The sequence below is a fragment of the Kitasatospora sp. NPDC053057 genome (assembly GCF_044546945.1).
Taxonomy (GTDB): Bacteria; Actinomycetota; Actinomycetes; order Streptomycetales; family Streptomycetaceae; genus Kitasatospora.
The window spans coordinates 54,675-81,461 of record NZ_JBITZP010000006.1 but is presented as its reverse complement, the minus strand read 5'-3'; the positions used below and the strand labels follow the sequence as shown (position 1 = coordinate 81,461).

Annotated in this window: 21 protein-coding genes; 11 read left to right on the top strand and 10 right to left on the bottom strand. The window is 71.7% G+C overall.

The genetic code is table 11. The features are described from left to right. Positions 1–927: 927 nt before the first annotated feature. Entirely contained in the window at positions 928–3,594 is a 2,667-nt protein-coding gene (gene glgP, locus ACIG5E_RS09265; RefSeq protein ID WP_396532588.1) for an alpha-glucan family phosphorylase, read from the top strand. Between the two features lie 191 nt (positions 3,595–3,785). Here the strand turns inward: glgP and ACIG5E_RS09260 are convergent, their stop codons facing one another. Continuing rightward, positions 3,786–5,624 (bottom strand): ABC transporter ATP-binding protein, encoded by a 1,839-nt coding sequence (locus ACIG5E_RS09260; RefSeq protein ID WP_396532587.1) that lies wholly within the window; start codon positions 5,622–5,624, stop codon positions 3,786–3,788. Then, positions 5,621–7,441: an ABC transporter ATP-binding protein gene (locus ACIG5E_RS09255; RefSeq protein ID WP_396532586.1), complete on the bottom strand. Its 1,821-nt coding sequence runs from the start codon at positions 7,439–7,441 to the stop codon at positions 5,621–5,623. The genes ACIG5E_RS09260 and ACIG5E_RS09255 overlap by 4 nt, the downstream gene beginning before the upstream one ends. A gap of 233 nt (positions 7,442–7,674) precedes the next feature. Here ACIG5E_RS09255 and ACIG5E_RS09250 point away from each other — a divergent pair, with 233 nt between their 5' ends. Then, entirely contained in the window at positions 7,675–9,102 is a 1,428-nt protein-coding gene (locus ACIG5E_RS09250; RefSeq protein WP_396532585.1) for a family 2B encapsulin nanocompartment shell protein, read from the top strand. Here ACIG5E_RS09250 and glgX read toward each other — a convergent pair whose 3' ends face one another. After that, positions 9,103–11,289, bottom strand: coding sequence for a glycogen debranching protein GlgX (glgX, locus tag ACIG5E_RS09245; RefSeq protein ID WP_396532584.1), 2,187 nt, complete (start codon positions 11,287–11,289; stop codon positions 9,103–9,105). It lies immediately after the preceding gene. 332 nt (positions 11,290–11,621) lie between these two features. Between glgX and ACIG5E_RS09240 the strand changes: the two genes are divergently transcribed. The 4 genes from ACIG5E_RS09240 (at position 11,622) to ACIG5E_RS09225 (ending at position 15,623) form a co-directional block, all read left to right on the top strand. Further along, positions 11,622–12,878: an Ig-like domain-containing protein gene (locus ACIG5E_RS09240; RefSeq protein ID WP_396532583.1), complete on the top strand. Its 1,257-nt coding sequence runs from the start codon at positions 11,622–11,624 to the stop codon at positions 12,876–12,878. A 162-nt stretch (positions 12,879–13,040) separates the two neighbouring features. After that, the gene (locus ACIG5E_RS09235) at positions 13,041–14,264 is read left to right on the top strand and encodes an Ig-like domain-containing protein (protein ID WP_396532582.1); all 1,224 of its coding nucleotides are present in this window, start codon (positions 13,041–13,043) and stop codon (positions 14,262–14,264) included. Between the two features lie 150 nt (positions 14,265–14,414). Next, positions 14,415–14,972, top strand: a complete 558-nt coding sequence (locus ACIG5E_RS09230) for an ATP-binding protein (RefSeq protein ID WP_396532580.1) — start codon at positions 14,415–14,417, stop codon at positions 14,970–14,972. 423 nt (positions 14,973–15,395) lie between these two features. After that, complete coding sequence (locus tag ACIG5E_RS09225) at positions 15,396–15,623, top strand: hypothetical protein (protein ID WP_396532579.1); 228 nt, start codon at positions 15,396–15,398, stop codon at positions 15,621–15,623. A gap of 103 nt (positions 15,624–15,726) precedes the next feature. Here ACIG5E_RS09225 and ACIG5E_RS09220 read toward each other — a convergent pair whose 3' ends face one another. From ACIG5E_RS09220 to ACIG5E_RS09210, 3 genes are all read right to left on the bottom strand, one after another. Continuing rightward, positions 15,727–16,566 (bottom strand): hypothetical protein, encoded by an 840-nt coding sequence (locus ACIG5E_RS09220; RefSeq protein WP_396532578.1) that lies wholly within the window; start codon positions 16,564–16,566, stop codon positions 15,727–15,729. Between the two features lie 210 nt (positions 16,567–16,776). Further along, on the bottom strand, positions 16,777–16,965 hold the full coding sequence (locus tag ACIG5E_RS09215) for a DUF397 domain-containing protein (RefSeq protein ID WP_396532577.1): 189 nt from the start codon (positions 16,963–16,965) through the stop codon (positions 16,777–16,779). Continuing rightward, on the bottom strand, positions 16,962–17,774 hold the full coding sequence (locus tag ACIG5E_RS09210) for a Scr1 family TA system antitoxin-like transcriptional regulator (protein WP_396532576.1): 813 nt from the start codon (positions 17,772–17,774) through the stop codon (positions 16,962–16,964). The genes ACIG5E_RS09215 and ACIG5E_RS09210 overlap by 4 nt, the downstream gene beginning before the upstream one ends. A 163-nt stretch (positions 17,775–17,937) precedes the next feature. On the opposite strand from ACIG5E_RS09210, the gene ACIG5E_RS09205 reads away from it, so the two are divergent. Then, the gene (locus ACIG5E_RS09205) at positions 17,938–18,381 is read left to right on the top strand and encodes an ATP-binding protein (protein ID WP_396532575.1); all 444 of its coding nucleotides are present in this window, start codon (positions 17,938–17,940) and stop codon (positions 18,379–18,381) included. Between the two features lie 381 nt (positions 18,382–18,762). Then, positions 18,763–19,623, top strand: coding sequence for a DMT family transporter (locus ACIG5E_RS09200; RefSeq protein ID WP_396532574.1), 861 nt, complete (start codon positions 18,763–18,765; stop codon positions 19,621–19,623). Positions 19,624–19,693: 70 nt separating this feature from the next. Here the strand turns inward: ACIG5E_RS09200 and ACIG5E_RS09195 are convergent, their stop codons facing one another. Next, positions 19,694–20,776 (bottom strand): SUKH-4 family immunity protein, encoded by a 1,083-nt coding sequence (locus ACIG5E_RS09195; protein WP_396532573.1) that lies wholly within the window; start codon positions 20,774–20,776, stop codon positions 19,694–19,696. Between the two features lie 159 nt (positions 20,777–20,935). Further along, positions 20,936–21,193 (bottom strand): hypothetical protein, encoded by a 258-nt coding sequence (locus tag ACIG5E_RS09190; protein WP_396532572.1) that lies wholly within the window; start codon positions 21,191–21,193, stop codon positions 20,936–20,938. 496 nt (positions 21,194–21,689) lie between these two features. On the opposite strand from ACIG5E_RS09190, the gene ACIG5E_RS09185 reads away from it, so the two are divergent. Continuing rightward, positions 21,690–22,139, top strand: a complete 450-nt coding sequence (locus ACIG5E_RS09185; RefSeq protein ID WP_396532571.1) for a nuclear transport factor 2 family protein — start codon at positions 21,690–21,692, stop codon at positions 22,137–22,139. Between the two features lie 7 nt (positions 22,140–22,146). Here ACIG5E_RS09185 and ACIG5E_RS09180 read toward each other — a convergent pair whose 3' ends face one another. After that, positions 22,147–22,935, bottom strand: a complete 789-nt coding sequence (locus ACIG5E_RS09180) for a TetR/AcrR family transcriptional regulator (protein ID WP_396532570.1) — start codon at positions 22,933–22,935, stop codon at positions 22,147–22,149. A 142-nt stretch (positions 22,936–23,077) separates the two neighbouring features. On the opposite strand from ACIG5E_RS09180, the gene ACIG5E_RS09175 reads away from it, so the two are divergent. Next, a complete protein-coding gene (locus ACIG5E_RS09175) occupies positions 23,078–23,671 on the top strand; it encodes an NADPH-dependent FMN reductase (RefSeq protein WP_396532569.1) in 594 nt (197 codons plus the stop codon). 22 nt (positions 23,672–23,693) lie between these two features. Next, a complete protein-coding gene (locus tag ACIG5E_RS09170; RefSeq protein ID WP_396532568.1) occupies positions 23,694–25,262 on the top strand; it encodes a DHA2 family efflux MFS transporter permease subunit in 1,569 nt (522 codons plus the stop codon). A gap of 103 nt (positions 25,263–25,365) precedes the next feature. Here ACIG5E_RS09170 and ACIG5E_RS09165 read toward each other — a convergent pair whose 3' ends face one another. Further along, positions 25,366–26,733 carry an L-serine ammonia-lyase gene (locus tag ACIG5E_RS09165; RefSeq protein WP_396532567.1) on the bottom strand — a complete coding sequence of 456 codons (1,368 nt, stop codon included), beginning with the start codon at positions 26,731–26,733 and terminating at the stop codon, positions 25,366–25,368. Positions 26,734–26,787: the final 54 nt, after the last annotated feature.

The window sequence follows — 26,787 nt, the reverse complement described above, 5'->3', positions numbered from 1 at the left end:
GTGGTGGTGCGCCGGCGCGGTGCCGCCGTCCGGCCCTCCTCGGCCCCGGGTTGTCGGGCCGCTGCGGCGGGCTGAGCTGTGGCGGGCGGTGCTGCGGGGGCCTGTGCGGTGGAGGCCTGGGCTTCGGAGGATTCGGTACGGACCGCTCCGGACAGCCGGGGCGACGGCATCGCCGGGTCTGTCCGAGTGTCAGAATCCATCCGTCCGGCGGATTCCGCGACCGCTGCGTCGACGGTGTCGGCCACCGGTGTGGACTGGTCCCGCGTGTCGCCGTGCATGCCAAACTCCTGCCCGAGATCAGCGGCAGCTCCCGCGGGCCGGGGGGTCGGGCCAGGGGAGTACCGGGAGGACTGCTGGGTGGGGTGGACGTGCGACCGGAAGCCTGCCCGCGCCGCCGTCCCCGGCAACCTGCCCGGCGCCCGCCGAACCGGTGGCGGGACGCCCCGGAACCCGTGCGCGTTCCGGCGCACGCCTCCGGGGGCACGCCCCTGGGCGGCCCGGTCGACCCGTGAACGAGCCGACCGTGCACGAGGACACGCGTCGGTGCGCGGTGAGCGCCGAACGAGTTAAGGGAGATGGGGAACGGTCAACGCGAAAAGGATTCGGACGTGCTGCTTCAGGGGGGACGCCACCCGTCGTCGTTGTCCCCGCAGCATCAACGACCTTCGGTCATCCTCGCACCGGAGACACGGTTTTCGCAGCGGTACGACAGTAGTTTCGGGTTTTGTCCGGGGTGGGCGAGCAGCCGGAAATGGATCTGTTCCGTGGAGTTCACGCATTGGTAGCGCGGCGCCCCGGAATGTGCGCCTCGCGCGCCCCCCGTGCAGACCAATGCGCCGAATGCGATCTCACCAATAGGCCGAACGGATGCCCAATAGCCCGCTTGACCCGTTGTCAGGTCGATCGGCGAGGCTACGCTTCACGCCTGTGAAGGCAATCCGCAGATTCACCGTCCGCACCGTCCTGCCCGAACAACTCCAGCCGTTGCACGAGCTGGCCCTCAACCTGCGCTGGTCCTGGCACCCCGAGACCAGGGACCTCTTCCGGTCCGTGGACCCGGAGGTCTGGGCCGCGACCGGGGAGGACCCGGTGCGGCTGCTCGGGGAGGTCCCGGCCGCCCGGCTCGCCGCGCTCGCCTCCGACCGGCGGTTCCTGCGCAGACTCGGCGACCTCGCCGACGACCTGCGCGAGTACCTCACCGGCCCGCGCTGGTACCAGGCCCAGCAGGAGGACGGCGCCACCCCGCCGCCCGCCGCCATCGCCTACTTCTCGCCCGAGTACGGCATCGCCGCCGCTCTGCCCCAGTACTCCGGCGGCCTCGGCATCCTGGCCGGCGACCACCTCAAGGCCGCCAGCGACCTCGGCGTCCCGATCATCGGCGTGGGGCTGTTCTACCGGCACGGCTACTTCCGGCAGTCCCTCGACCGGGTCGGCTGGCAGCAGGAGCGCTACCCCCTGCTGGACCCGGACGAACTGGCCGTCAGCCTGCTGCGGGAGGCCGACGGCACCCCGAGCCGGGTCGACCTCGCCCTGCCCGGCGGCCGCACCCTGGCCGCGCACATCTGGAAGGCCCAGGTCGGGCGGGTCCCCCTGCTGCTGCTCGACTCCGACATCGAGGCCAACTCGCCCGCGGAACGCGATGTCACCGACCGGCTCTACGGAGGTGGCAGCGAGCACCGGCTGCTCCAGGAGATGCTGCTCGGCATCGGCGGCGTCCGGGCCGTGCGCGCCTACGGCCGGCTCACCGGGCACCCCGCCCCCGAGGTCTTCCACACCAACGAGGGCCACGCCGGCTTCCTCGGCGTCGAGCGGATCCGCGAACTGGTCGCCGACCAGGCGGCCGGGCTGGACTTCGCCGCCGCCCTGGAGTCCGTCCGGGCCGGCACCCTGTTCACCACCCACACCCCCGTCCCGGCCGGCATCGACCGCTTCGACCGCGACCTGGTCGCCCGCCACTTCGGCGGCGACGCCGCACTGCCCGGCGTCCCGGTCGAGTCGGTGCTCGCGCTCGGCGCCGAGACCTGGCGCGGCGGGGACCCGAAGCTCTTCAACATGGCCGCGATGGGCCTGCGGCTGGCCCAGCGCGCCAACGGGGTCTCCACCCTGCACGGCGAGGTCAGCCGCTCGATGTTCAACGGGCTCTGGCCCGGCTTCGACCCCGCCGAGGTGCCGATCACCTCCGTCACCAACGGGGTGCACGCCGCCACCTGGATCGACCCGGCCGTGGTGCGCCTGGGCGCCGCCGAGATCGGCGCCGAACGCACCGAGGAGGCGATGACCACCGGCGAGACCAAGCGCTGGACCGGCCTGGAGCGGATCGGCAACGCCGAGATCTGGGACCTGCGCCGCAGCCTGCGCGCCCAGCTGGTGGACGAGGCCCGCCGCCGGCTGCGCGCCTCCTGGCACCAGCGCGGGGCCGGCGAGGCCGAGCTCGGCTGGGTCTCCTCGGTGCTCGACCCGGACGTGCTCACCATCGGCTTCGCCCGCCGGGTGCCCTCGTACAAGCGGCTCACCCTGATGCTGCGCGACCCGGACCGGCTGCGCGCCCTGCTGCTGCACCCCACCCGGCCGGTGCAGATCGTGGTCGCCGGAAAGGCCCACCCGGCCGACGACGGCGGCAAGCGGCTGATCCAGCAGATGGTCGCCTTCGCCGACGACCCGGCGGTGCGCCACCGGATCGTCTTCCTGCCGGACTACGACATGGCGATGGCCCAGCACCTCTACCCGGGCTGCGACGTCTGGCTGAACAACCCGCTGCGCCCGCTGGAGGCCTGCGGCACCTCCGGGATGAAGGCCGCGCTCAACGGCTGCCTCAACCTGTCCGTCCTCGACGGCTGGTGGGACGAGTGGTACGACGGCCAGAACGGCTGGGCGATCCCCACCGCCGACGAGGGCGACGGCGTGCTCGACCCGGAGAGCAGCGAGGCCGAGCGGCGCGACGACATCGAGGCCGCCGCGCTGTACGACCTGATCGAGGAGCAGGTCGCCGGCCGGTTCTACGACCGGGGCAACGACGGGCTGCCGCACCGCTGGATCGCCATGGTCCGGCACACCCTGGTCACCCTCGGGCCCAAGGTGCTGGCCGGGCGGATGGTCCGCGAGTACGTCGAGCGGCTGTACACCCCGGCGGCGCTGGCCCAGCGGGAGCTGGCGGTCCGCCGACACGCAGCCGCCCGTGAGCTGGCGGAGTGGAAGGCCAAGGTCCGGGAGGGCTGGCCGGGTGTGCGGGTCGAGCACGTCGAGGCGGACTGCCCGGCCGAGGCCCAGGAGCTGGGCAGCTCGCTGGCGCTGCGGGTGCAGGTCGCACTGGGCGCGCTGGAGCCGGGCGACGTCGAGGTGCAGGTGGTCTCCGGCCGGGTGGACGAGACGGACGGCATCTCGGACGCCGCGGCGCTCGCCCTCAAGCCGGTCGGCGGTCCGGACCTGGACGGCCGCATCCGCTACGAGGGCTCGCTGGAGCTCTGCCGCACCGGGCCGTTCGGCTACACCGTCCGGGTCCTGCCCGCCCACCCCCGGCTGGCCTCGCCGGCCGAACTGGGGCTGGTCGCGCTCCCGGCCGAGTCGGCGGGGATGGACGCGGGGCTGCTGCGCTGAGCCCGTGGAGCGGGTGACTGCCGTACGGATTGCCACGGACGGCAGTCATCCGCTTGCCCCGCACGGTGGGCGGGGGGAACGTGATCCTCATGATGCGAGCGGACAAGGGGATGCCCGCCCGGGTGCGTGACGGCGCACCCGGACGGGCACAACTGTGGGGCTTCCTGGACGGGCACCACTGAGGGGTTGTTCTACACCAGGCTGTCCCGCCAGGCGCGATGCAGGGTGGCGAAACGCCCGGAACCGTCGATCAGCCGCCGCGGTGAGCCGTCCTCGACGATCCGGCCCTGATCCATCACCAGGACCCGGTCGGCGATCTCCACGGTGGAGAGCCGGTGCGCGATGATCACCGCCGTGCGGCCGGCCAGCACCGTGCGCATCGCCCGCTGCACGGCCTGCTCGCCGGGCACGTCCAGCGAGCTGGTCGCCTCGTCCAGGATCAGCACGGCCGGGTCGGCCAGCAGGGCACGGGCGAAGGCGACCAACTGGCGCTGCCCGGCGGAGATCCGGCCGCCGCGCTTGCGCACGTCGGTGTCGAAGCCGTCCGGGAGCGCGGCGATGAACTCGTACGCGCCGATGTCGCGGGCGGCCTGCTCGACCTCGGCACGGGTGGCGCCGGGGCGGCCGATCGCGATGTTCTCGGCGACGGTGCCGGAGAACAGGAAGGACTCCTGGGTCACCATCACCACCCCGCGCCGCAGTTCCGGGGTGGCGAGGTCGCGCAGGTCCACGCCGTCCAGCCGGATCCGGCCGTCGGTCGGGTCGTAGAAGCGGGCCAGCAGCTTGGCGAGCGTCGACTTGCCCGCGCCCGTCGCCCCGACCACCGCGACCGTCTGACCGGCCGGGATCAGCAGGTCGAAGGGCGGCAGCACCTCCTTGCCGGTGCGGTAGGCGAAGCGGGTGCGTTCGAAGGACACCTCGCGGCCCTTGTGGACGGCCTCGGGCAGTTCGGCCGGCTCGGCCGGCTCGGCGACGGTCGGCTCGTGGGCGAGCAGGCCGGCGATCTTCTCCAGCGCCGCGGCGGCGGCCTGGTAGCTGTTCAGGAACATCGCCAGCTGGTCGAGCGGGTCGAACAGCCGGCGCAGGTAGAGCACGAAGGCGGTCAGGACGCCCAGCTCCAGGGAGTCGTCGGTGACCAGGTAGGCGCCCAGCAGCACGATGCCGGTGGTCCAGACGTTGGCGGTGGCGCGGGAGAGGCCGACGTACCGGGCGAGTTCCAGGAAGCCCTCCGCGTTGGCCGTGGAGGACTGCCGGTTGACCACGGCGAAGGCGGCGTCGTTGGCCTTCTCGCGGCGGAAGGCCTGCACCGGGCGGATGCCGTTCATGGTCTCGGTGAAGCGCACGATCATCGAGGCGGCGGCCGTCCGCGAGCGGCGGTAGACCCGGCGGGAGCGGGTGCGGAAGGAGTGGGCGATCAGCGCCAGCGGCAGGAAGCACACCAGCGAGGCCAGGCCCAGCCGCCAGTCCAGCACCACCAGCAGCACCGAGATGTAGCAGACCGACAGGAAGACGGTCAGCAGCTCCTGCAGGCCCTCGGAGAGCAGCTCGCGCAGCGCGTCGATGTCGCTGGTGGCCCGGGAGATGATCCGGCCCGAGGTGTAGCGCTCGTGGAAGTCCAGGCTGAGCCGCTGGGCGTGCCGGAAGATCCGGCCGCGCAGCTCCAGCAGGGCGTCCTGGTTCACCCGGGCGCTGATCTTGATGAACGCCCACTGCAGCACCGGGCTGAGCAGCGCGCAGAACAGGTACCCGGCGACCACCGCGATCAGCGGGCCGGAGTCGTGCGCGCGCAGCGCCGGGATGCCGCGGTCCATCGCCACCGCGACCAGCAGCGGGCCGGACTGCAGGGCGGCCTGCTGGACCAGGATCACCACCATCGCGACGGCGATCCGGGCCCGGTGCGGGCCGAGCAGCGAGCGCAGCAGCGCCCGGGGTGCGCCGGGCGGGACGGGGATGTCCTCCTCGTCGGCGGGCGGCGGGGGCAGCTCCTCCTCGACGGAATCGGCCTCGGCGGGCTCGACGGTGGTGGTCATCGGACGGGCCCCTCCTCGGAGACGAAGACGCCCTCGGGTACGAGGGCGGCCTCGCCCGACATCAGTTCGCGGTAGTGCGGGCAGTCCCGCAGCAGCTCCTGGTGGGTGCCGACGGCCTCGATCCGGCCGTCCGCGAGCACTGCGACCCGGTCGGCGAGCAGCACGGTGCTGGGGCGGTGGGCGACCACCAGGGCGGTGGTGGAGCCGAGCACCTGGCGCAGGGCCCGCTCGACCAGCGCCTCGGTGTGCACGTCGAGGGCGGAGAGCGGGTCGTCCAGCACCAGGAAGGGCGGGTCGCCGATCACGGCCCGGGCCAGGGCGAGGCGCTGGCGCTGGCCGCCGGACAGGCTCAGGCCCTGCTCGCCGACCTCGGTCTCCACCCCGGCCGGGAGCTTCTCGACGAAACCGGCCTGGGCGGTGGCGAGGGCGGCGGCCAGCTGCCGGTCGTCCGCGCCGGGGGCGCCCATCAGGACGTTCTCCCGGACGGTGGCGGAGAACAGGGTGGGCTCCTCGAAGGCGACCGCGACGAGCTCGCGCAGCCTCTCCCGGGGCAGCTCGGCGATGTCCCGGCCGTCCAGGGTGATCCGGCCGCCGGTGGCCTCGTACAGCCGGGGGAGCAGCGCGGTGAGCGTGGTCTTGCCGCTGCCGGTGGCGCCGACCAGGGCCATCGTCTCGCCGCTGCGCACGTGCAGGTCGATGCCGGCCAGCACGTCGGGGGTGCCGTCGGGGGCGTCGGGGTAGCGGAAGCGGACGCCGCTGAAGCGGATGCCGTCCGGGGCGCCGAGCGCGTCGGCGGTGCCCGGGTCCTCGGGCTCGGGCTCGTCCATGACCTCGAAGAAGCGGTCGGTGGCGGTGGCGGCCTCGTTGGCGTAGGCGAGCAGCCAGCCGAGCGCCTCGACCGGCCAGCGCAGGGCGAGCGCGGTGGAGAGGAAGGCGACCAGGGTGCCGGCGCTCAGCTCGTCGTGGGCGACCAGGTAGGCGCCGGCGGCCAGGGCGCAGCCGAGGGCGATCTCCGGCAGGCCGACGATGACCGCCCACAGGTTGGCGAGCTGGTGGGCCTTGCGCAGTTCGGTGCGGCGCAGCCGGTGGGACTGTTCGCGGAAGTGCTCGGCCATGGTGCGGTGCCGGCCGAAGGCCTTGAGGATGCGGATGCCGAGGACGGACTCCTCGACCACGGTGGCGAGGTCGCCGTTCTGGTCCTGGGCGAGCCGGGCGGTGACCGAGTAGTCGGTCTCGAAGCGCCGGGTGAGCACCAGCAGCGGTGCGCAGGGCAGCAGGACGATCAGGGCGAGCCGCCACTCCTGGGTGAACATCAGCGCGATGCCGGCCAGGAACGTCACCGAGTTGACGATCAGGAACACCAGCGGGAAGGCCAGGAAGAGCCGCATGGCGTTCATGTCGGTGGTGGCCCGGGAGAGCATCTGGCCGGAGCCCCAGCGGTCGTGGAAGGAGACCGGCAGCCGCTGGAGCTTGGCGTAGAGGTCGGCGCGCATGGCCGCCTCCAGCCGGCCCAGCGGGCGGGAGAGGACCACCCGGCGGGTGTAGAACAGGGCGGCCTCGACCAGCCCGAGGAGCAGCAGCAGGCCGACCGGCGGCCAGAGGGCGGCGAGGTCGTGCCGGGCGAGCGGACCGTCGACGATCCGGCCGAGGACCACCGGGACGGCGAGGGTGCTCAGCATGCCGAGCGTGGCGGCCGTCACCGAGACGGCCAGCCGGCCGCGTACCGCCCGGGCGTAGGGCCACAGGCGCAGCAGCGAGCGGACCGTGGAGCGGCGGCGCCCGGCGGGTTGGTCAGTGACTTGTCGGTTCTCGGCCATCGCGGTGAGGGTAGGCAGAGAGCCCGTCACTTCTCATCCGGTTTTTCGCCCCTGTCGGTGGCACCCGGCGAGAACCGGCCACTCGCACGGGCGGGCCAGGCCTGGAATCCGGGGCGCGCGCTGCCGTTCGTGCAGGGACGAGTGCGTCGTGCGCCTCTTGCGAGCGCCTGCCGAACGGCCGATTACATCTTCTGACGGATGCTCATTGATACGCGAGTGACAGGAGTGTGGACATGACGGTCGACACGGAGCCCACCCCGGGCCCCGGCTCCGCAACCGTGCAGGTACGGGCCCAGCTCAGCCTCAGCACCACCGCCGCGCGCAACCTCGCGACGACCACCAAGTCGAAGCCGCAGATGCAGGAGATCACCTCCCGCTGGCTGCTCAAGATGCTGCCCTGGGTGCAGGTCAGCGCCGGTACGTACCGGGTCAACCGCCGGCTGAGCTACGCCCCCGGGCGCGGCCGGGTGAGCTTCTCGAAGACCGGCTCCACGGTGACGGTGATCGGCCCCTCGCTGGCCGAGGTGCCGGCGCTGCGCGGTTTCGAGGACCAGGAGGTGCTGGCCGAGCTGGCCCGCCGGTTCGTGCAGCGGGACTTCGGTCCGGGTGACGTCCTGGTGCAGGAGGGGTCGCCGATCGAGGAGGTGTTCCTGATCGCGCACGGCAAGGTCGACCGGATCGGCACCGGCAAGTACGGCGAGGAGGCCGTGCTGGGCACCCTCGCGGACGGCGACCACGTCGGCGACGAGGTGATCACCGATCCCGGCGGCACCTGGCCGTACACCGTGAAGGCGGCCACCGCGGGCGTTGCGATGTCGCTGGACAAGTCGCGGCTCCAGGAACTGGTCGACGGCTCCGCGGCGCTGCGCGAGCAGCTGCTGGGCTTCGCCACCGACGCCGCCCAGGCGCAGAACGACCACGGCGAGGCGGAGATCGACCTCTCGGCCGGCCACGAGGGCGAGTACGAGCTGCCCCGCGCCTTCGTGGACTACGAGCCGGAGCCGCGCGAGTACGAGCTGAGCGTCGCGCAGACCGTCCTGAAGGTGCACACCCGGGTCGCCGACCTCTACAACAAGCCGATGAACCAGACCGAGGAGCAGCTGCGGCTGACCATCGAGGCGCTGCGGGAGCGGCAGGAGCACGAGCTCATCAACAACCCCGAGTTCGGTCTGCTCGGCAACGCCGACTTCGACCAGCGGATCCAGACCCACTCCGGCCCGCCCACCCCGGACGACCTGGACGAGCTGCTCGCCATGCGCCGTGACACCGACTACCTGTTCGCCCACCCGCGGGCCATCGCGGCCTTCGAGCGGGAGTGCAACAAGCGCGGCGTCTACCCGGGGACGGTCGACGTCCTCGGCAAGCAGCGGCCGGTCTGGCGCGGGGTGCCGATCTTCTCCTGCAACAAGATCCCGGTGGCGGACGACCAGACCACCTCCTTCATCGCGATGCGCGTCGGCGAGGACAACCAGGGCGTGGTCGGCCTCACCCAGGTCGGCATCCCGGACGAGATCGAGCCGGGGCTGAACGTCCGCTTCATGGGCATCGACGAGAAGGCGATCGCCTCCTACCTGGTCAGCGCCTACTACTCGGCGGCGGTGCTGGTGCCGGACGCGATCGGCGTCCTGGAGAACGTCGAGACCGGGCTCGCCCGAGGCTGATCAGGCCGACTGGGCGGGCGCGCGCAGCAGTTGCAGCGAGCGCCCGCCCAGGACCACCGCGCCCCGCGGGTACGGCTCGCCCGTGCCCGCGGCCGCCGTGTCCAGCACCGTCTCGTACGCGGCCTCCGGCTCCGCCCAGGGCTCGCCGGGCAGGGTGAACACCGTCGGCTCGTGGCCCGCGTTGAGCAGCAGCAGGAAGCTGTCGTCGTCCAACGGCCGCCCCGCGTCGTCCCGTTCGGACATCGCGGTGCCGGACAGCAGCATGCCCAGGCAGGCCGTGGGGCCGAACCAGTCCGCCTCGGTCATCTCCTTGCCGAGCGGGGTGAACCAGGCGAGGTCCGGCTGGCCGCCGGGGACGGCGGCCCGGCCGGAGAAGAACGCCCGCCGGCGCAGCACCGGGTGGGCCCGGCGCAGCCGCACCAGCCGGGCGGTCAGCTCGCAGAGGTCCCGCCAGCCGGGGTGCTCCAGCAGCGACCAGTCCAGCCAGCTGAGTTCGCCGTCCTGGCAGTAGGCGTTGTTGTTGCCGCCCTGGGTGCGGCCCAGCTCGTCCCCGGCGGTGATCATCGGGACGCCCGCGGAGAGCAGCAGGGTGGCCATCAGGTTGCGCAGTTGGCGCAGCCGCAGGGCGTTGACCGCCGCGTCGGTGGTCTCGCCCTCGACGCCGTGGTTCCACGAGCGGTTGTCGTCGGTGCCGTCCCGGTTGGCCTCGCCGTTGGCCTCGTTGTGCTTGCGGTCGTAGGAGACCAGGTCGCGCAGGGTGAAACCGTCGTGCGCGGTCACGTAGTTGACGGAGGCGTACGGGCGGCGGCCGCCGCGCTGGTAGAGGTCGGAGGAGCCGGAGAGCCGGTAGCCCAGCTCGCGCACGTCCGGGCGGGCGCCGCGCCAGAAGTCCCGTACGGTGTCGCGGTACTTGTCGTTCCACTCGGCCCACAGCGGGGGGAAGCCGCCGACCTGGTAGCCGCCCGGGCCCACGTCCCACGGCTCGGCGATCAGCTTCACCCGGCTGAGCAGCGGGTCCTGGGAGACGGCGGCGAGGAAGGGGTGGTCCATGTCGACGCCGTCCGTGCCGTCGAAACCGCCGCGGGCCAGCGCGGCCGCCAGGTCGAAGCGGAAGCCGTCCACGCCCATCTCGGTCACCCAGTAGCGCAGCGAGTCGGTGATCAGCCGGACCACCTGCGGGCGGCGGGTGTCCAGGGTGTTGCCGCAGCCGGTGTAGTCGGCGTAGCCGCGGGGGCGGTGCGGGGCCAGGCGGTAGTAGGCGGCGTTGTCGATGCCGCGCAGTGACAGTGCCGGGCCGAGCTCGGCGCCCTCGGCGGTGTGGTTGAACACCACGTCGAGGATCACCTCGATCCCGGCGGCGTGCAGGGCGCGGACCATCCGCTTGAACTCGCCGACCTGGCCGCCGCGGGAGCCCGAGGCGGAGTAGCCGGCGTGCGGGGCGAAGTAGCCGACCGTGTTGTAGCCCCAGTAGTTGACCAGGCCGCGGGCCTGCAGGTGGTCCTCGCTGGCGTACTGGTGCACCGGCAGCAGCTCGACGGCGGTCACGCCGAGGCGGGTGAGGTGGGCGATCGCGGCGGGGTGGGCCAGGCCGGCGTAGGTCCCGCGCAGGTGGGGCGGGACGTCGGGGTGGCGCATGGTGAAGCCGCGCACGTGGAGCTCGTAGAGCACCGTCTCGGCCCAGGGGGTCTTCGGGCGGTGGTCGTCGTACCAGTCGTCGTCATCGTGGACGACCACCGATCTGGGGACGTAGGGGGCGGAGTCGCGGTTGTCCCGGACGGTGTCGGCGACATCGGCCTCCGGCCAGTTGCGGACGGCCGAGCAGGCCGCGTCGTGGGAGGTGTAACAGCCGTCGACGGCGCGGGCGTACGGGTCGAGCAGCAGCTTCGCCGGGTTCCAGCGGGCGCCCGTCCACGGGTCCCAGCGGCCGTGCACCCGGAAGCCGTAGCGGGTGCCGGGGCGTACTCCGGGTAGGAAGCCGTGCCAGATCTGGAAGTCCTGCTCGGTGAGGCGGTGGCGGCTCTCCCGGCCGTCCTCGTCGAACAGGCAGAGGTCGACGGCCTCGGCGCCGGCCGCCCAGAGGGCGAAGTTGGTGCCCGGGCCGCCGAGTTGGTCGGTCCGGAAGCGGGCGCCGAGCGGCTGCCAGCTGCCTGGCCGTACCCCGGCTTCCGGCTCCTGCCCTGACGCCATGGTCGTACCCTCCCTGAACGGGGTGTCCCGGACCCCGTTCACCTTCTCTTTCCCGGATTGTGGGGGGAGGAAGCGGCTGAATGGGGGCTTACCAGCGGATGGCGGGTTGGTGTTCGGCGTGTCCCTGCCCGGTTCGTTCTCGTCGTTCCGGCGTCGAACGCTCCTGACGTCGGAGCCGAGCCCTCTTCACCGGCCCTCCCCCGGGGGTTCACCCGAACGGCCCAGTTATCCTGCTCCGGCGCGTCTGGGTCCGGCGTGAAAGTTCGGCACCCCGTGCAACTCATGGGGGCGCTCAACGCGTCAAGTGAGTGAATACCGGGAGGGGAGATTCCGTGAAGACGGGGAAGACGGTCGGCGCAGCGATACGGACCACCAGCCGTTACCGGCGCAGGGGTGCGATGGCGCTGGTCATGGGTGGGGTGCTGCTGCTCACCGCGGCGTGCAACGACGACAAGGGCGGGACGTCGGGTGACGCCGCCGCGACGGCGTCCGCGGACGCGAACGGGACGGCCACGGGGGGCGGTCAGGCGGCGCAGAAGGCCTCGGCGGCCGTGCTCGCGGTCGAGCCGAAGGACGGTGCCCAGGACGTCGCGCCGAACGCCCTTCAAGTGTCCGTCTCCAAGGGCAAGCTGACCACGGTCGAGGTGACCGACAAGAACGGCAAGCCGGTCGAGGGCGCGATCACCGCGGACGGCAGCGGCTGGAAGCCCGCGGCGGCGCTCGCCGTCGGCATGGCGTACAAGGTGAACGCGCAGGCCAAGGACGACGCCGGCCAGGTGGCCGCGTCGACGACCTCGTTCACCACGCTGACGCCGGAGAAGAAGGTCTCCACCAACGACAACATCGCCGACGGCTCCACGTACGGCGTCGGCATGATCGTCTCGGTGACCTTCAGCAAGGACGTCAAGAACAAGGACGCCGTCCTCAAGGGCATCACCTTCGAGACCAACAACGGCACCACGGTCAAGGGCCACTGGTTCGACAGCCGCCGGGTGGACTTCCGGCCGGAGGAGTACTGGAAGCCGGACACCAAGGTGACCATCAAGTACCGGCTGAAGAGCGTCGAGGTCGCGCCGGGTCTCTACGGCGACGTGGACAAGGACGAGCCGTTCACCATCGGCCGGTCGATGATCTCCACCGCGGACGCCAAGACGCACAAGATGACGGTCGAGCGGGACGGCAAGAGCACCACCCTGCCGGTCACCCTGGGCGCGGACGCGACGCCGTCCTGGGGCGGGACCATGGTGATCATGGAAAAGGAGAAGGTCACCCGGATGAACTCGCAGACCGTCGGTCTCGGCGGCGAGTACGACATCCAGGACGTGCCGCACGCGATGCGGCTGACCACCTCCGGCACCTTCGTGCACGGCAACTACTGGGCCAAGAACAACCCGTTCGGGAATCTCAACGGCAGTCACGGCTGCATCTCGATGTCGGACGCGCAGGGCGGCAGCGACTCCTCGGTCGCGGGCAAGTTCTACAACGACTCGATGGTCGGCGACGTCGTGAAGGTCGTGAACACCAAGGAGAAGACCGTCTCGCCCTCCAACGGGCTGGGCGGCTGGAACGTGTCCTGGGCCAACTGGTAGGCCCGGCAGTTCGTCGCCGGGCGGCCCGGACCTCACCCTTTGGGGTCGGGCCGCCCGGTTTTCGGGGCGGAAAGCCCCTCTAATGGCGCAACCTTTCCGGTGGTCCGGCACATCTATGGGGTCGGGCCCGTCGTGGCCGCGGGGAGCAAGGGAGGGATCGACGTGAGGTCGATACGCAGGGTGGTGGCCGTCGGTCTGGTCGGCGGGGCGATGGCGCTGACGGCCGCTTGTGGCGGTGGCAGCGGCGGTGGCAGCGGGAGCGGTGCCGCCAAGGCCGATCTGGGGGCCGGTGCGGGCGCCTCCGCGTCCGCGGCGCCAGCGAGTTCGGCGCCGAAGGTGTCGACGGCCGCGGTGAGCATCGAGCCGAAGAACGGCTCGGTGGACGTGGCGCCGGGCGCGCTCAAGATCGGGGCGACGGGAGGCAAGCTCACCACCGTCAAGGTGAGTGACAAGACCGGCAAGGAGGTCCCCGGCAGCATCGCCGCGGACGGCTCCAGCTGGACCCCGTCCGCCGGGCTCGCGGTGGGCACCGCCTACCAGGTCAGCGCGATGGCCGCGGACGCCAACGGCGCGGTCGCCACGGCGGACAGCAGCTTCACCACGCTGACCCCGGCGGCGCTGGCCAAGGCCTCCGACAACGTGGACGACAACGCCACGTACGGCGTCGGCATGATCGTCTCGGTGGAGTTCAGCAAGGACGTCGCCAACAAGGACGCGGTCGCGAAGGGCATCACCTTCGAGACCGACAACGGCACCGCGGTCAAGGGCCACTGGTTCGACGACCGGCGGCTGGACTTCCGCCCGGAGGAGTACTGGAAGCCGGGCACCAAGGTGACGGTGCACTACCGCCTCAAGAGCGTGGAGATCGCCCCCGGGGTGTACGGCACCGACCGGGACGAGCCCTTCACGATCGGGCGATCCAAGGTTTCGACGGTTGACGCCGCCGCGCACAAGATGACGGTGGCCCAGGCCGGGGCGTCGAGCGACATCGACATCACCTCCGGCTCGGACGCACACCCCACCTGGAACGGCACGATGGTGGTCATGTCCAAAGAGGGCACGGTGCGGATGCAGTCCAGCACGCTGCCCGGCATGACCGGTTCGCCGTACGACCTGCAGGTCCCGCACTCGATGCGGCTGACCACCAGCGGCACGTACGTGCACGGCAATTACTGGAGCGGCTCCGCCTTCGGCGAGGACAACGTCAGCCACGGCTGCGTGGGCCTGCGCGACGTCAAGGGCGGCGGGGACTCCACCTCGATGGGCAAGTTCTACGCGGACTCGCTGGTCGGGGACGTGGTCATCGTGAAGAACTCCACCAAGAAGGAGACGCTCGACCCGGCGAACGGGCTGAGTGGCTGGAACCTGCCGTGGAGCAAGTGGTAATCGCCAGGTAGACGCGGTTCGACGTCAACCCGGGCTTGACTTCGGTCGGCCCGGGTCGACGCTTTTCCGCCCCCAGGCTTGCTCCGGGCATATGCCGACTCGGGGGAGATCGTTTGCTCATTGTCCGTACGCGGCTGCTTGCGTTCCGCAATGATGGACCGCATGGCGGGTTGGGGCGAAACAGATCAGTCATCGGTTCCCGCGGCCGGCGTGGTCGCGGAGGCGTCGTGGATCGACGTCCAGGGTGCGCTCTCGGCGCTGGAGCGGCTCAGCTCCGAGGAGCTTCAGGACATGTACTCCGGCAGACTGTGCGACCAGTCCGCGCCGAACGAGGCGCGGCTGCCGTCCCGTCCGGAGTCGGGCCCGGTGGCCCGCCGGCTGGTGTTGAACGTCCTGGAGTCCTGGGACCTCCACCAGCTCCTGGAGGCCGGGGAGTTGCTCACCAGCGAGCTGGTGTCCAACGCGGTGCGGCACGCCGCCGGGCGCACCATCGGCCTCCACGTCAGCCGCAAGCCCGGCTGGCTGCGGGTCGAGGTCCGCGACTCCTCCCGCGCCCTGCCCTGCATGATCCTCGCCGGGCCATGCCCGGTGAACGAGCGCGGCCGCGGGCTGAAGATCGTCGACGACCTCGCCGACCGCTGGGGCGCCGACCTGCTGCCGCGCGGCAAGGGCGTCTGGTTCGAGCTGAGGATCCGCGAGCGGCACTGAGCGGATCGTTTCCGTCCGGATACGCGCAGGGCCCCCGGGATCGCCGTGGTCGGCGGTTGGGGGCCCCTGCAAGTCATCGCGCCGGCCAAGGGGGTGCGTGCCGCGCGATGGGCGTCGGCAGTGCCAGGTCGGGCCCGCCGAAGTTCGATGTCTCGACTATCGCACGGATCTCAGCATGTGGGCAAACCGGGCGTCTTGGATTGAAAGGTTTGTAACCTACTTCACCTTTGGATTTTGCATAAGTTAACGCTTCAGCCTGTGAATATTCATGATCACCCGAAGTGAAGGGGCCGCATAGTGCCCCTCTCGGCAAGCCCGCGGCGGTAGCCCGTCCCGCCGTCGAGCCAAGATCATTTGGGCTAGGGTTACTGGCGGGTGGCCAACCTCGGCTGAGCCCGTACCGTCCCTCTTCGAAGGAGAATCATGCTTCGACGCCTTTCGGTCGCAGCCCTGGCCGCCACCATCGCCAGCGGCGCACTGCTCGCCATCGCCCCCGCGCAGAGCGCGTCCGCCGAGGCCATCACCTGCGATGTCGCCTCGCTGCAGGAACAGGCCTACCAGCTGCGCAGTGAGGGCGAATACGACCAGGCGAACGCCCTCGACGCGCAGGCCCAGGCCTGCGAGGACGCCGAGAACAACATGCACCAGTGAGGCTGACGCCGATCCGGCGCTGACGCCTCCCGGCCGGCCCGTCGACGGCGGGCCGGCCGTTCTTCAGCTCGGCGAAGCCGTGCTCAGTGGCCGCACCGGATTCCTACCGGCACCCCTTGTAGCTGGGCATCGTCTCGCGGATGCGGGCGGCGTGTGCGCGGACGGTGGCCGGGGAGAGGTGCCGGTGGGGTGGCGGGGCCTTCCAGGTGCCACGGCAGGTGCCGCAGAGGCCGCCGAGGAGGGCGGGCGGGCGGCAGGGGGTGCGGCAGTCGGTGCACTCGATGATGCGGGTGGTGGGAGGCTCCGGGTGGGGCCGTTCCGGGGGCATCTTGTCGAGCAGGCGGCGGCGGGTGAAGGCCACCGGGCTGTGGACGCCGTCCGGGGGGAGACCTGCGGTGAGGGCGGCGGTGAAGAGGGCCGGGGTGGTGCCCCGGGCCAGCCACTCGGCGGCGAGCGGTTCGAGGGCCGCGCAGTCGGCGGCGGAGAGGGCGAGCCGGGCGTCGGCGAGCCCGAGGCCGGCGAGGGCCGCGTAGGCGGCCGAGGTGGGGGAAGTGCGGTTGAGCGTTCGCTCCTTGGGGGGATCGGGCGCTCCGGGCGTTGACGCCTCGCCCGTGGTGATGAATCGCGTCCACCAGGCGTTGGAGCGGGGCGTGCGGGAGAAGTAGGTGCGGAACACCCAGCGGCAGTCCTTGGAACTGATGCGCTCGCGGACGCGACGCAGGTGACCAGCGGTGGAGAGGTTGTTGAGCACCGTGCGGCAGGCCATCTGCCCGTAGTGGGGCTGAAGGATGGCGAGGGTTTTGACGTCCATGGCGGCGCCGTCGGGGAGGTGGTCGATGAGCGAGGCGATGTAGGCCTCGCGCGCCGGGAGGTGGGAGAAGTCGGCGGCGGAGCGGGGGAGTTGCTCCGGGGCGGACTGCTTGCCGTATCCGGGCGCGGCCATGGCGGTAGAGTCGTGGATAGCCACAGGGTCGAGTCCAGTTCGATCGTGCCGGTCAGACCCCCGTTCGGTGTTGGCGCACCGGCGGGGGTTGTTTCGTTGCTGCGCACGCTACACGGCGGAACCGACTGTGGCGAAGTCGTGACGATAAGTCATATCTGCTGCGTGCAGGGGTGGTTGGAAGGTGGTTTACCCACCCGTTCGACTAAGGGGTCACTCGACTCGCGCTGCTTGAGCTTCGGACGCGAAGGAGACGAAGGCGGACCAGGCTTCGGGGGAGAAGGTGAGGGTCGGGCCGACCTTGTCCTTGGAGTCCCGGACGTGGATGGCGGCAGGGCAGGAGGCGACCTCGACGCACTCTCCGCCGTCACTGGTGCTGTAGCTGGACTTGAACCACTTCATAGCTCCTCCGCCAACTTCCTGATGAATGCTCTCGACTCTTCGACGCTGAGTGCCTGCATGCGGATCATGCCATGGCGCTGAGAGAGCGTGTTCACTTGAGCTGGATCGGAGTAGAGGATCCCGGTCTTCTGCCCCTCAACATAGGCGAGTTGCTCGTGTTCCGGAGTCTCCAGGAGGATCAACGGACCATCGAGAGCTGCGTAGGCCGCACGGTCGAGTGGGAGCACCTGGATCGAGATGTTGCGCAACTCGCCGACTTCCAGCAGGTGATCGATTTGGCGCTTCATGACGCTCTTGGTGCCGACGACTGCACGAAACGCCGCTTCATTGATCACGAAGCCGAACATTACGGTCGGAGAGCCCGTCAGCCGCTCCTGCCGTTGCATGCGACCGGAGACGCGGGTTGCGACCGCCTCGTCGCCCAACGGTGGGTACGTCCTGCTGATCAGCTCCTGGGCGTATTCCTCGGTCTGCAGTAGGCCCGGGATCAATAGGGCCGAGTACGCATGGAACGCGATCGCCTCGCGCTCAGCCTCGGTGTATCCCTGCGAGTACGACGAAAACTTCTCGGGCGCCAGGTAGTCGGCGGCCCCCACGATCATTCCTTTTGCGTCGCAGAGCTCATCCGCGACCTGAAGCAACTTGAGCGACGGCTTCCGCCTCCCCGCCTCCATCGATCGCACGCTCTCGATGTCGTAGTTGGCCGCCTGGCTCAGCTGCTCCCGGGTCACGCCCGCCTTTTCACGCCACCGCTTGAGCTGATCGCCGCAGTACTTCCACGACATCGGGTTCTGCTTCGGCGTGCTCACGGCCCCGTGCCCCTCCCTGCCCTGGTCAAAGGGCGGTTCAAGCTCTCGCGTACCACCGGTGTAACTCCCGAGGCTATGCCCGCCTGCCGACCCTTGAAGGGTGAAATGGCCGAACTCAGCCCTTGTGAGTGAAGCCTTCCTTGCCTCCCCCTCAAGGACTCTGATGCTCACTCAGCCCGTCGACGTTGTCGAGTGGATGCTCCCCCGCCACCCCCGTACCCCGGGCCGTGCCCGCGCCCGCCTCCTCCGGCAGGCCTTCGAGTGGCAGGTGCCCGACGAGTCCACCGAGATCGCCCTGCTTCTCCTCAGCGAGCTCGTCACCAACGCCTGCCACCACGCCCGGGGCCCGCGCGACCGCCGGATCGGCGTCCGCCTCCTCCTCCCCACCCGATCTGTTCTCCGCGTCGAGGTCTCCGACGCCAGCCCCGATCTCCCCGTCCCCAGCCACGCCGCCCCGGAGGACGAGTCCGGCCGGGGCCTCGAACTCGTCGCCGCCCTCGCCACCTCCTGGGGCGCCCACCCGCGCGGCGAGGGCTACATCGGCAAAACCGTCTGGTTCACCCTCGACCTCCCCTCGCCGGCCTGCCCGCCCGCCCGCACCGGATGAAGCCTTCGCGGAAGATGTGGCCTCGGCTCGCACCCTGCTCGACGATCGGCCGACCGGGTGGCCGGCCGCCTGAAAGCGTCCAGTCGCTGCGCAGGAAGTCGGACCCGTCGACTTCCTGCGCAGGCCGAGTACCATCGGGCTCGTGAACTCGTACTGGCACGTCGTGCTGCCACCGCTCAGCGCCTGATCGGGCGCACGCAGTCGGTGGCTTGATCCCGTCGTCCCCGCTCAAGGGGTTCTGTGGCGTGCGCCCGTTTCGAAACCAGTTCCTCTGATGGTCTTCGACGACGGAAGTTCACGACTGTGCCGAATCGTTTGTCCGCGCCTGCGCGCGCTCGTTTGACCCCTGCCCCTGGCCGTACCCGCCCGATCGACGGGCCGGTGCCGATCCTGGCCTCCGCACTGCTGTGGGGCACCACCGGGACGGCCAGTTCGCTGGCGCCCGGGGGCGCTCCGGCAGCGGGGATCGGGGCCGCCGCGCTGGTGCTCGGCGGGGCGCTGCTGTTCCTCACCGACCGCGCCGCGTGGTCGTTGCCCCGGACGTGCGGGGTAGGTGAGCGGTGGCTGCTGGTGGTCGGGGCCGTGGCCGTGGTGGGGTACCCGGTCACCTTCTACCCGGCGGTGACCCGCACCGGGGTCGCGGTGGCCACGGTGATCGCGCTGGGCAGTGCGCCGGTGTTCACCGGCGTGTTGGGGTGGCTCGCCCGGCAGGGGCGGCCGAGTGGGCGGTGGGCCGGGGCCACGGCGCTGGCCGTCTGCGGCTGCGGGGTGCTGGCGCTCGGGCCCGAACTCGTCGGCGGGCGCTCGGTGGTGGACCTGCTCGGGGTGCTGCTGGCGGCGCTCTCCGGGCTCTCGTACGCGGTGTACTCGCTGATCGCCGGGCGTCTGATCGCGGCCGGGCACCAGTCCGGCGGGGTGATGGGCGCGATGTTCGGCGGGGCGGCGGTGCTGGTGCTGCCGGTGCTGGCGCTGGGCCCGGTGGGCTGGCTGCTCTCGGTGCGCGGCGCGGGCGTCGTGCTGCACCTCGGCGTGATCACCACCTTCCTCGCGTACCGGCTCTTCGGCTACGGCCTGCGGCACACCACGGCGCAGACCGCCACCACCCTGACCCTCGCCGAACCCGCCGTCGCGGCGGTGCTCGGCGTCGCGGCCCTGGGCGAGCGCCTGCCGGCAGTGTCCTGGTGCGGGCTCGCGGTGCTCGCGGGCGGGCTGGCGGTGCTGACGCTCCCGGGCCGGCGTTAGGCGGTTGCGGGTTGCCGCTGCCGCTCAGGAAGTCGGACCGGCCGACTTCCTGTGCGGCGGGGCGGCCTGCTCAGGCCAGGAGGCCACCGGTGTACGGGTCTTCGGCGAGGAGGCGCCAGGAGTGGCGAGGGGTCGCCCATGCTTCCGGGTCCACCCTCTCGACCAGCTCGTCGACCACGGCGCGCAGGAGTGCCTGCGGGTCGAACACCTGCCAGTCCTCGCCCTCGCCCTCGTCGTCCCCGTACTCCCAGCGCTCCCAGTCGGCGCGCAGCCGCTCGTACGTCCACAGGGCGTAGAGCAGGGCGGAGAGGTCCCGGTGCAGGTAGAGCGCCGGGTCGCCGGCGTCGTACAGGTCGGGGAGCTCCAGGCGGCCGGTCGCGCCGTCGAGCCCGATCACCAGGTCGTGCGGCCAGTAGGCGAGGGCGAGGCGGTCGGAGTGGGGCCGGGCCATGGTGGTGAGCGGTTCGTCGGGGTCGACGCCGAGCATCTCGCTGTCGAGGGGCAGGCCCGCCTCGACGAGGAGCCGGCGGGTCGGCTCGTGGGTGAGCTCGGCGGGCAGGTCCTCGGCTCGGTAGCGGCGGACGACGCCCCCGTCGTCGCCGACCAGCCGGGCGAGGTCGGCGACGAGGTCCGGTTCGAAGACGTAGGCGGGGCCGCCCGGTTCGCCGGGGCGGGCACCCCAGGCCAGGGACGCGACCAGCAGGGCGGTGCACCAGTGCGCGGGCCGGGCGGTACGGGCGAACAGCGGCCCGTCGACCGCCCGCATCCGCTGCTCGGCGGCCGCCACGACGGCGTCCGCCACCACCGCGCCCCGGCGGCCCCCGTGGGCATCCGGGTCCGCGGCGCCGGTCGCGACCGCCTCGACCTCGCGGATCAGGGCGACGAGCGCGGGCAGCGAGCTGGCGAGCAGGTCGCCCCCGGCCTCCGGGTCGGCCCCCTCACCGAGCCACAGCTCGCCGGTCGCACCATCGAGGACGACCGAATCGCCGTACGCCGCCTCGCCGAGGACGAGCCACCGCCCGCCGCCGGTCGGCGAGGAGACGGGAGCGCCGAACTCCAGGAACGCGCCGCTCTCGGGCAGGCCCACCGTCAACAGGTGCTCCCGGCTGGGCCCGTGCGTCAGCGCCTCCGGCAGGTCCGTCACGTCCGGCATGCTCGCTCCCCGTCCCTCGTCCCGCTGTTCAGCCCTGCGATCGGGCCGTCGAGAGCCTATGAGAGGCCCCCGACAGCACGCCCCGCGGGGTGCTCGAAGCTCCATGACCCGTCTCAGCGGAGCTTGACGAATCTCACCGAAGTTTGACCGGTGCTGAATCTAGTCCGCGGTACAGCCCCAGTAGGCGATCTCTGCTGGTTCGCCGTCTTGGTACAGCACCGTGCACCTGCCGATTCCTCGGCCGACAGGGTTCAGGAGTTGCGGTAGCGCGGCCTCCCACTGTTCGCGCGTGGGCCGGCCGTTGGGCGCCCAGCTTCGGACTTCGCTCCCGGTCAGTGGGCGCATCATGGCGACGTCGTCGTCGACGTCGTCGACGGCGTAGGCGTCGATCAGCGAGTAGAAGCCCTCCGTGGTCACCCGTTTCCTGGCTGCGCCGCACGCTAGCGGTCGCCGCTGATGGGCCGACCGTTCGACGGCCCCTGTGTGATCAGGACTGGCCGGTCAAACTTCGGTGAGACCCGTCAAACTCCGGTGAAACGGGACACTCCATTCACCGCCGTGGGTTCGCGCAGGAAGTCGGACCGGCCGACTTCCTGCGCAGCGGCGGCTGGTTGACTGGGGTGCCGTGGACGAACCGGAGATCTCGCAGGTGTCGCCTGTTGGAGGGCGCCGGGTTCTGGTCGGTGGAGCGGGTCGTGGCCGCGCTGGTGGCGGTCGGGGCACCGGAGGACACGGCCCCTGCGACGGCGGTGCGACTGCTGGAGGGGCGGCGGCGCCGGGGCGGCTGTCTCTCCGTAGGAGACTCGCCGCTCAGTGGGTAAGGTGCGGTTGATCGAGTGATCCGCGGGGGCCAAGTGGATTGCCGCGCAGGGGCCCTGGCGTTCCCGTCCGTCGACGAAGGAGCCGTGAAGCCATGCCCGATTCCGCCACTCCCACCCCGCTGGAGCTGCTCGCCCGTTACCGGCGGGCAATGCTCGACCTGGATGCCGATGCGCTGGCAGACCTGTACGCCGAGGACGGAGTGCACGAGTTCCCGTTCCTGTTTCCGGGGATGCCCGAGCGCTACCGGGGGCGGGAGGAGGTCCGGGCCGGTTACCGGGCCGCCTGGGGGGCGAGTGAGGCCCGGCCGCAGGAGATCCGGGAGGTCGCGGTCCACCCGGGGGCTGATCCCGAGGTGCTCACGGTCGAACAGCTGGTGATCGGCACGGTCGCCTCCACGGGCAAGGAGTTCACTCTCCCTGGCCTGCTGGTGCTGCGGGCCCGCGCCGGGCAACTGGCGCATGTCCGCGACTACATGGACGGCCTCGGGGTGGCCCGGGCGATGGGCCGGCTGGCCGCCGTTGCCGCCCGTCTGGAGGCATAGGGGCCGCTCAGATGCCGAAGTGGACGGCGATGCCGTCGAGGACGCAGTCGAGCCCGGTCGTGAAGTGCCAGTCGGGGTCGTCCTTGCGGGTGGCCTGCTCCATGTACCGCTGGTAGGCGGGGTAGCGGCCGGTGCCCATCAGGTAGGTCATCCGGGGGGCCAGGCCGGCGCGGGTCTCGTCGCCGTCGGACCAGCCACGGGCGCGGCGCAGGTCCTGGAGGGCGACCTCGGTGGCGGACGAGCCGTGGACGTAGATGGCGACGGTGCGGAAGATCGCCATGGTGGTGTCGGCGTCCAGGCCGCGTTCGGCGAGGGCGGCGAACGCCCGCTCGGGGACGGCGAGTTGGTTGGGGCCGAGGGAGAACGGGGTGGCCGCCCGGGTGATCCAGGGGTGGGCCAGGCTCATCGCGCGCAGATGGACGGCGAGTGAGTGCATGGCCTCGCGCCAGCCGGCGGCGGGGGTGTCCAGGGGGAGCTGCCCGTACACGAAGTCGACCATCAGGTCGATGAGTTCGTCCTTGCCGGAGACGTACCGGTAGGCGGCCATCGGGGCCACGCCGAGGGCGGTGGCGAGGCGGCGCATGGTGACGGCGTCCAGGCCCTCGGCGTCGGCGAGGGCGACCGCGGCCTCGGCGATCCGGTGCGGGGTCAGGGTGGTGCGCGGCGCGGGGGACGGGCGGTCGAGCCGCTCCCAGAGTGAGGGCTGCGGCTTGTCGCGGTCGTCGGCTCCGGCGTTGTTGTCCCCGACGTTGTCCCCGGTGTTGTTGTCCCCGGTGGGGGCCTGCTGGGCGGGCATGGGGGCGGGCTCCTTCCGGCTGCGGATCTCCACCGTACCACTCGTGTGTACGGCGTATCTCGGAAGTGGACGCCGTACACAGTCGTGTGTACGTTGTATCCAGCCGATACGGCGTACACATCGTCCCGGAGGGGGAACATCCATGTCCACGGAGCAGAATCTGCAGGTCGCGGTCGTCCTCGGCAGCACCCGCACCGGCCGCTTCGGTCCGGTCGTCGCCGACTGGCTGCTCGACCACCTCGACGCCCGCGGCGACATGACCGCCGACCTGGTCGACCTGGCCGCCACCCCGCTGCCCACCGTCTTCCCGTCCTTCGGCGGTGAACTGCCACCAGAAGAAAGCGAGTTGCTCGCCGCCGTATCGCCCCGGCTGGCGGCCGCCGACGCCTTCGTCTTCGTCACGCCCGAGTACAACCACAGCTTCCCGGCCCCGCTGAAGAACGCCATCGACTGGCACAACCAGCAGTGGCACGGCAAGCCGGTCGGCTTCGTCTCCTACGGCGGACTCTCCGGCGGCCTCCGGGCGGTCGAGCAACTGCGCGTGGTGATGGCCGAGTTGAACAGCGTGACGATCCGCAACACGGTCAGCTTCCACGGCGCCGCGCAGGCCTTCGACGCCGACGGCAAGCCGCGCGACCCGGCCGCCGACGCCGCCGCCAAGACCATGCTCGACCAACTGTCCTGGTGGGCCCACGCGTTGCGGGACGCCCGGCAGACCCGCCCGTTCGCCGCCTGAGCCCGGGAAAGGGGGAACGGCCATGACCACGGAGCCGATCGACGACCGCCCCAAGCCGCCGCTGCTCGGCGTGCTCGGGCTGATGCTCGGCATCTTCCTCTCGGCCCTCGACGGCCAGATCATCGGCACCGCGCTGCCGACCATCGTCGGCGACCTCGGCGGACTGGAACACCTCGCCTGGGCGGTCACCGCCTATCTGCTCACCTCCGCCGCCGCCACCCCGCTGTGGGGCCGGCTCGGCGACCTGTACGGGCGCAAGGGCGCGTACCAGTGGGCCGTCGCGGTGTTCCTGGTCGGCTCGATGCTGTCCGGACTCTCCCAGACCATGGGCCAGTTGATCGCCTTCCGGGCGCTCCAGGGGGTCGGCGCGGGCGGGCTGATGGTCGGCGCGCTCTCGGTGATCGGGGTGCTCGTGCCCGCCTCCGACCGGGGCCGGGTGCAGTCGGTGGTCGGCGTGCTGATGCCGATCGCGTTCGTCGGCGGGCCGCTGCTCGGCGGCTTCCTCACCGACCGGCTCAGCTGGCGCTGGGCCTTCTACGTCAACCTGCCGGTCGGCGTGTTCGCCCTGCTCGCGGTCGGCGCCGGGGTGCGGCTGCGGAAGGCCGAGCGGGTCCGCGCCCCCTTCGACTGGGCCGGGGTCGCCCTGCTGACCACCGGCATCCTCGGGCTCACCCTGGTCAGCAGCTGGGGCGGGACGCTGTACGCCTGGACCTCGCCGCTGATCCTCGGGACGGGAGCGGTCGCGATCGCCGCGCTGGCCCTCTTCGTCCGGACCGAACTGCGCGCCGCCGGGCCGCTGATCCCGCCCGCGCTGTTCCGCAACCGCAACTTCACGGTGTCCCAGGTGCTGGGCTTCCTCACCGGCGCGGTCATGCTCGCCCTGATCGGATACCTGCCGCAGTACCTCCAGCTCGTCCAGGGCTTGTCACCGACCACCGGCGGGCTGCTCCTGCTGCCGCTGATGCTCGGCATGATGGGCACCCAGCTGGTCACCGCCCGGCTGATGGGCCGGCCCGGCGGCGAGCGGCGCTACCCGCTGCTGGGCGGGGTGCTGGCACTGGCCGGGTCGGCGCTCCTGCTGCTCCTGGGGACGGACACGCCGGTGGCGCTGGCCTCCGGGCTCACCGCGGTCGCCGGGGTCGGCATCGGACTGCTGATGCAGAGCACCATGCTGACCTCGATGGCCGCCGTGCCGCGCGAGGACATGGGCGCGGCGATGGGCGTGGTGACCCTGCTGCGCAGCATCGGCGGGTCGCTCGGGATGGCCGCCCTCGGCGCGGTCTACACGGCGCGGCTGACGGCCTCGCTGGGGGCGCGGCTGAGCCCGGCCGAGGCCGCCCACCTGACCGGCGGCGGCGGGCTCACCCCGGCCTCGCTGGCGGGGCTGCCCTCGGCCGTCCGGGACGCCGTCGGCACGGCGGTCACCAGCGGGCTGCACGGCACGGTGGCCGGGGGCGTCGCCCTGGCGGCGGTGGCGACGGCGGTCGCCTGCCTGGCCCGGCCGAGCCGGAGCCCGGCCGAGGGCCCGGGCCGGAGCCCCGAGCGGCAGGGAGCCGGCACGCCGACGGGGGAAGCGGCGGTACGGAGCTGACCGGCCGCGGCCCCGGACCGCAGGCGTGCGAAAGCCCCCGGGTGGAGTTCCCTTGGAACCCAAGGGGGCTCCACCCGGGGGCCGGGCCGTCAGGCCGCCGCGATCAGCACTCGATGACGTTCACGGCGAGGCCGCCGCGCGAGGTCTCCTTGTACTTGATCTTCATGTCGGCCCCGGTCTCCTTCATCGTCTTGATCGCCTTGTCCAGCGAGACGTGGTGGCGCCCGTCGCCGCGCAGCGCCATCCGGGCCGCGGTGACGGCCTTGACCGACGCCATGCCGTTGCGCTCGATGCAGGGGATCTGGACCAGGCCGCCGACCGGGTCGCAGGTGAGGCCGAGGTTGTGCTCGATGCCGATCTCGGCGGCGTTCTCGACCTGCTCGGGGGTGCCGCCGAGGACCTCGGCGAGGCCGCCCGCGGCCATCGAGCAGGCGGAGCCGACCTCGCCCTGGCACCCGACCTCGGCGCCGGAGATGGAGGCGTTCTCCTTGAACAGCATGCCGATGGCGCCGGCCGCGAGCAGGAAGCGGACGATGCCGTCGTCGTCGGCGCCCGGGATGAAGTTCAGGTAGTAGTGCAGGGTGGCGGGGATGATCCCGGCCGCGCCGTTGGTCGGCGCGGTGACCACCCGGCGGCCGGAGGCGTTCTCCTCGTTGACCGCCATCGCGTAGAGGGTCACCCACTCCATCGCGTTGGCCGGCCCGATCCCCTCGGCGCGCAGCGCCCGCGCGGCCGCGGCGGCCCGGCGGCGGACCTTCAGCCCGCCCGGCAGGATGCCCTCACGGGTCATGCCGGCCCGCACGCACTCCTGCATCACGGACCAGATCTCCAGCAGCCCGGTCCGGATCTCCTCCTCGCTGCGCCAGGCCTTCTCGTTCTCCAGCATCAGGCCGGAGATCGACAGCCCGGTCTCCCGGGTGAGCCGCAGTAGCTCCTCGCCGGTGCGGAAGGGGTAGCGCAGCGCCGTGTCGTCGGGCTTGACCCGGTCCGCGCCGATCGCGTCCTCGTCCACGACGAAGCCGCCGCCGACCGAGTAGTAGGTCTTCTCCAGCAGCGTCGAGCCGTCCGCCGCGAACGCCCACAGGGTCATCCCGTTGGCGTGGTACGGCAGCGAGCGGCGCCGGTGCAGGATCAGCTGGGTGTCGGGGTCGAAGTCGATGGGGTGCTCACCGAGCAGGCTGAGCCGCTTCTCGGCGGTGATCCGCTCGACGTCCTTGTCCGCCTGGTCGACGTCGACGGTGCGGGGGGAGTTGTTCTCCAGGCCCAGCAGGACGGCCTTCGGGGTGCCGTGGCCGTGGCCGGTGGCGCCCAGCGAGCCGTACAGCTCGGCGCGCACGCCGGTGACCCGGTCCAGCAGGCCTTCGGAGCGCAGCCGGCGGGCGAACATCCGGGCCGCGCGCATCGGGCCGACGGTGTGGGAGCTCGACGGGCCGATGCCGATGGAGAAGAGGTCGAAGACGCTGATGGCCACGGAGGACGTCCTTGTCTGGTCTCGTGGAAGGACTTGCGGGCAGGGGATGACACG

Bases quoted from the DNA above. Each gene is read 5' to 3' on its own strand.
- ACIG5E_RS09260 (WP_396532587.1), bottom strand. From the start codon at position 5,624: ATGACCACCACCGTCGAGCCCGCCGAGGCCGATTCCGTCGAGGAGGAG.
- ACIG5E_RS09255 (WP_396532586.1), bottom strand. From the start codon at position 7,441: ATGGCCGAGAACCGACAAGTCACTGACCAACCCGCCGGGCGCCGCCGC.
- ACIG5E_RS09250 (WP_396532585.1), top strand. From the start codon at position 7,675: ATGACGGTCGACACGGAGCCCACCCCGGGCCCCGGCTCCGCAACCGTG.
- glgX (WP_396532584.1), bottom strand. From the start codon at position 11,289: ATGGCGTCAGGGCAGGAGCCGGAAGCCGGGGTACGGCCAGGCAGCTGG.
- ACIG5E_RS09230 (WP_396532580.1), top strand. From the start codon at position 14,415: ATGATGGACCGCATGGCGGGTTGGGGCGAAACAGATCAGTCATCGGTT.
- ACIG5E_RS09225 (WP_396532579.1), top strand. From the start codon at position 15,396: ATGCTTCGACGCCTTTCGGTCGCAGCCCTGGCCGCCACCATCGCCAGC.
- ACIG5E_RS09220 (WP_396532578.1), bottom strand. From the start codon at position 16,566: ATGGCCGCGCCCGGATACGGCAAGCAGTCCGCCCCGGAGCAACTCCCC.
- ACIG5E_RS09215 (WP_396532577.1), bottom strand. From the start codon at position 16,965: ATGAAGTGGTTCAAGTCCAGCTACAGCACCAGTGACGGCGGAGAGTGC.
- ACIG5E_RS09205 (WP_396532575.1), top strand. From the start codon at position 17,938: ATGCTCACTCAGCCCGTCGACGTTGTCGAGTGGATGCTCCCCCGCCAC.
- ACIG5E_RS09195 (WP_396532573.1), bottom strand. From the start codon at position 20,776: ATGCCGGACGTGACGGACCTGCCGGAGGCGCTGACGCACGGGCCCAGC.
- ACIG5E_RS09185 (WP_396532571.1), top strand. From the start codon at position 21,690: ATGCCCGATTCCGCCACTCCCACCCCGCTGGAGCTGCTCGCCCGTTAC.
- ACIG5E_RS09180 (WP_396532570.1), bottom strand. From the start codon at position 22,935: ATGCCCGCCCAGCAGGCCCCCACCGGGGACAACAACACCGGGGACAAC.
- ACIG5E_RS09175 (WP_396532569.1), top strand. From the start codon at position 23,078: ATGTCCACGGAGCAGAATCTGCAGGTCGCGGTCGTCCTCGGCAGCACC.
- ACIG5E_RS09170 (WP_396532568.1), top strand. From the start codon at position 23,694: ATGACCACGGAGCCGATCGACGACCGCCCCAAGCCGCCGCTGCTCGGC.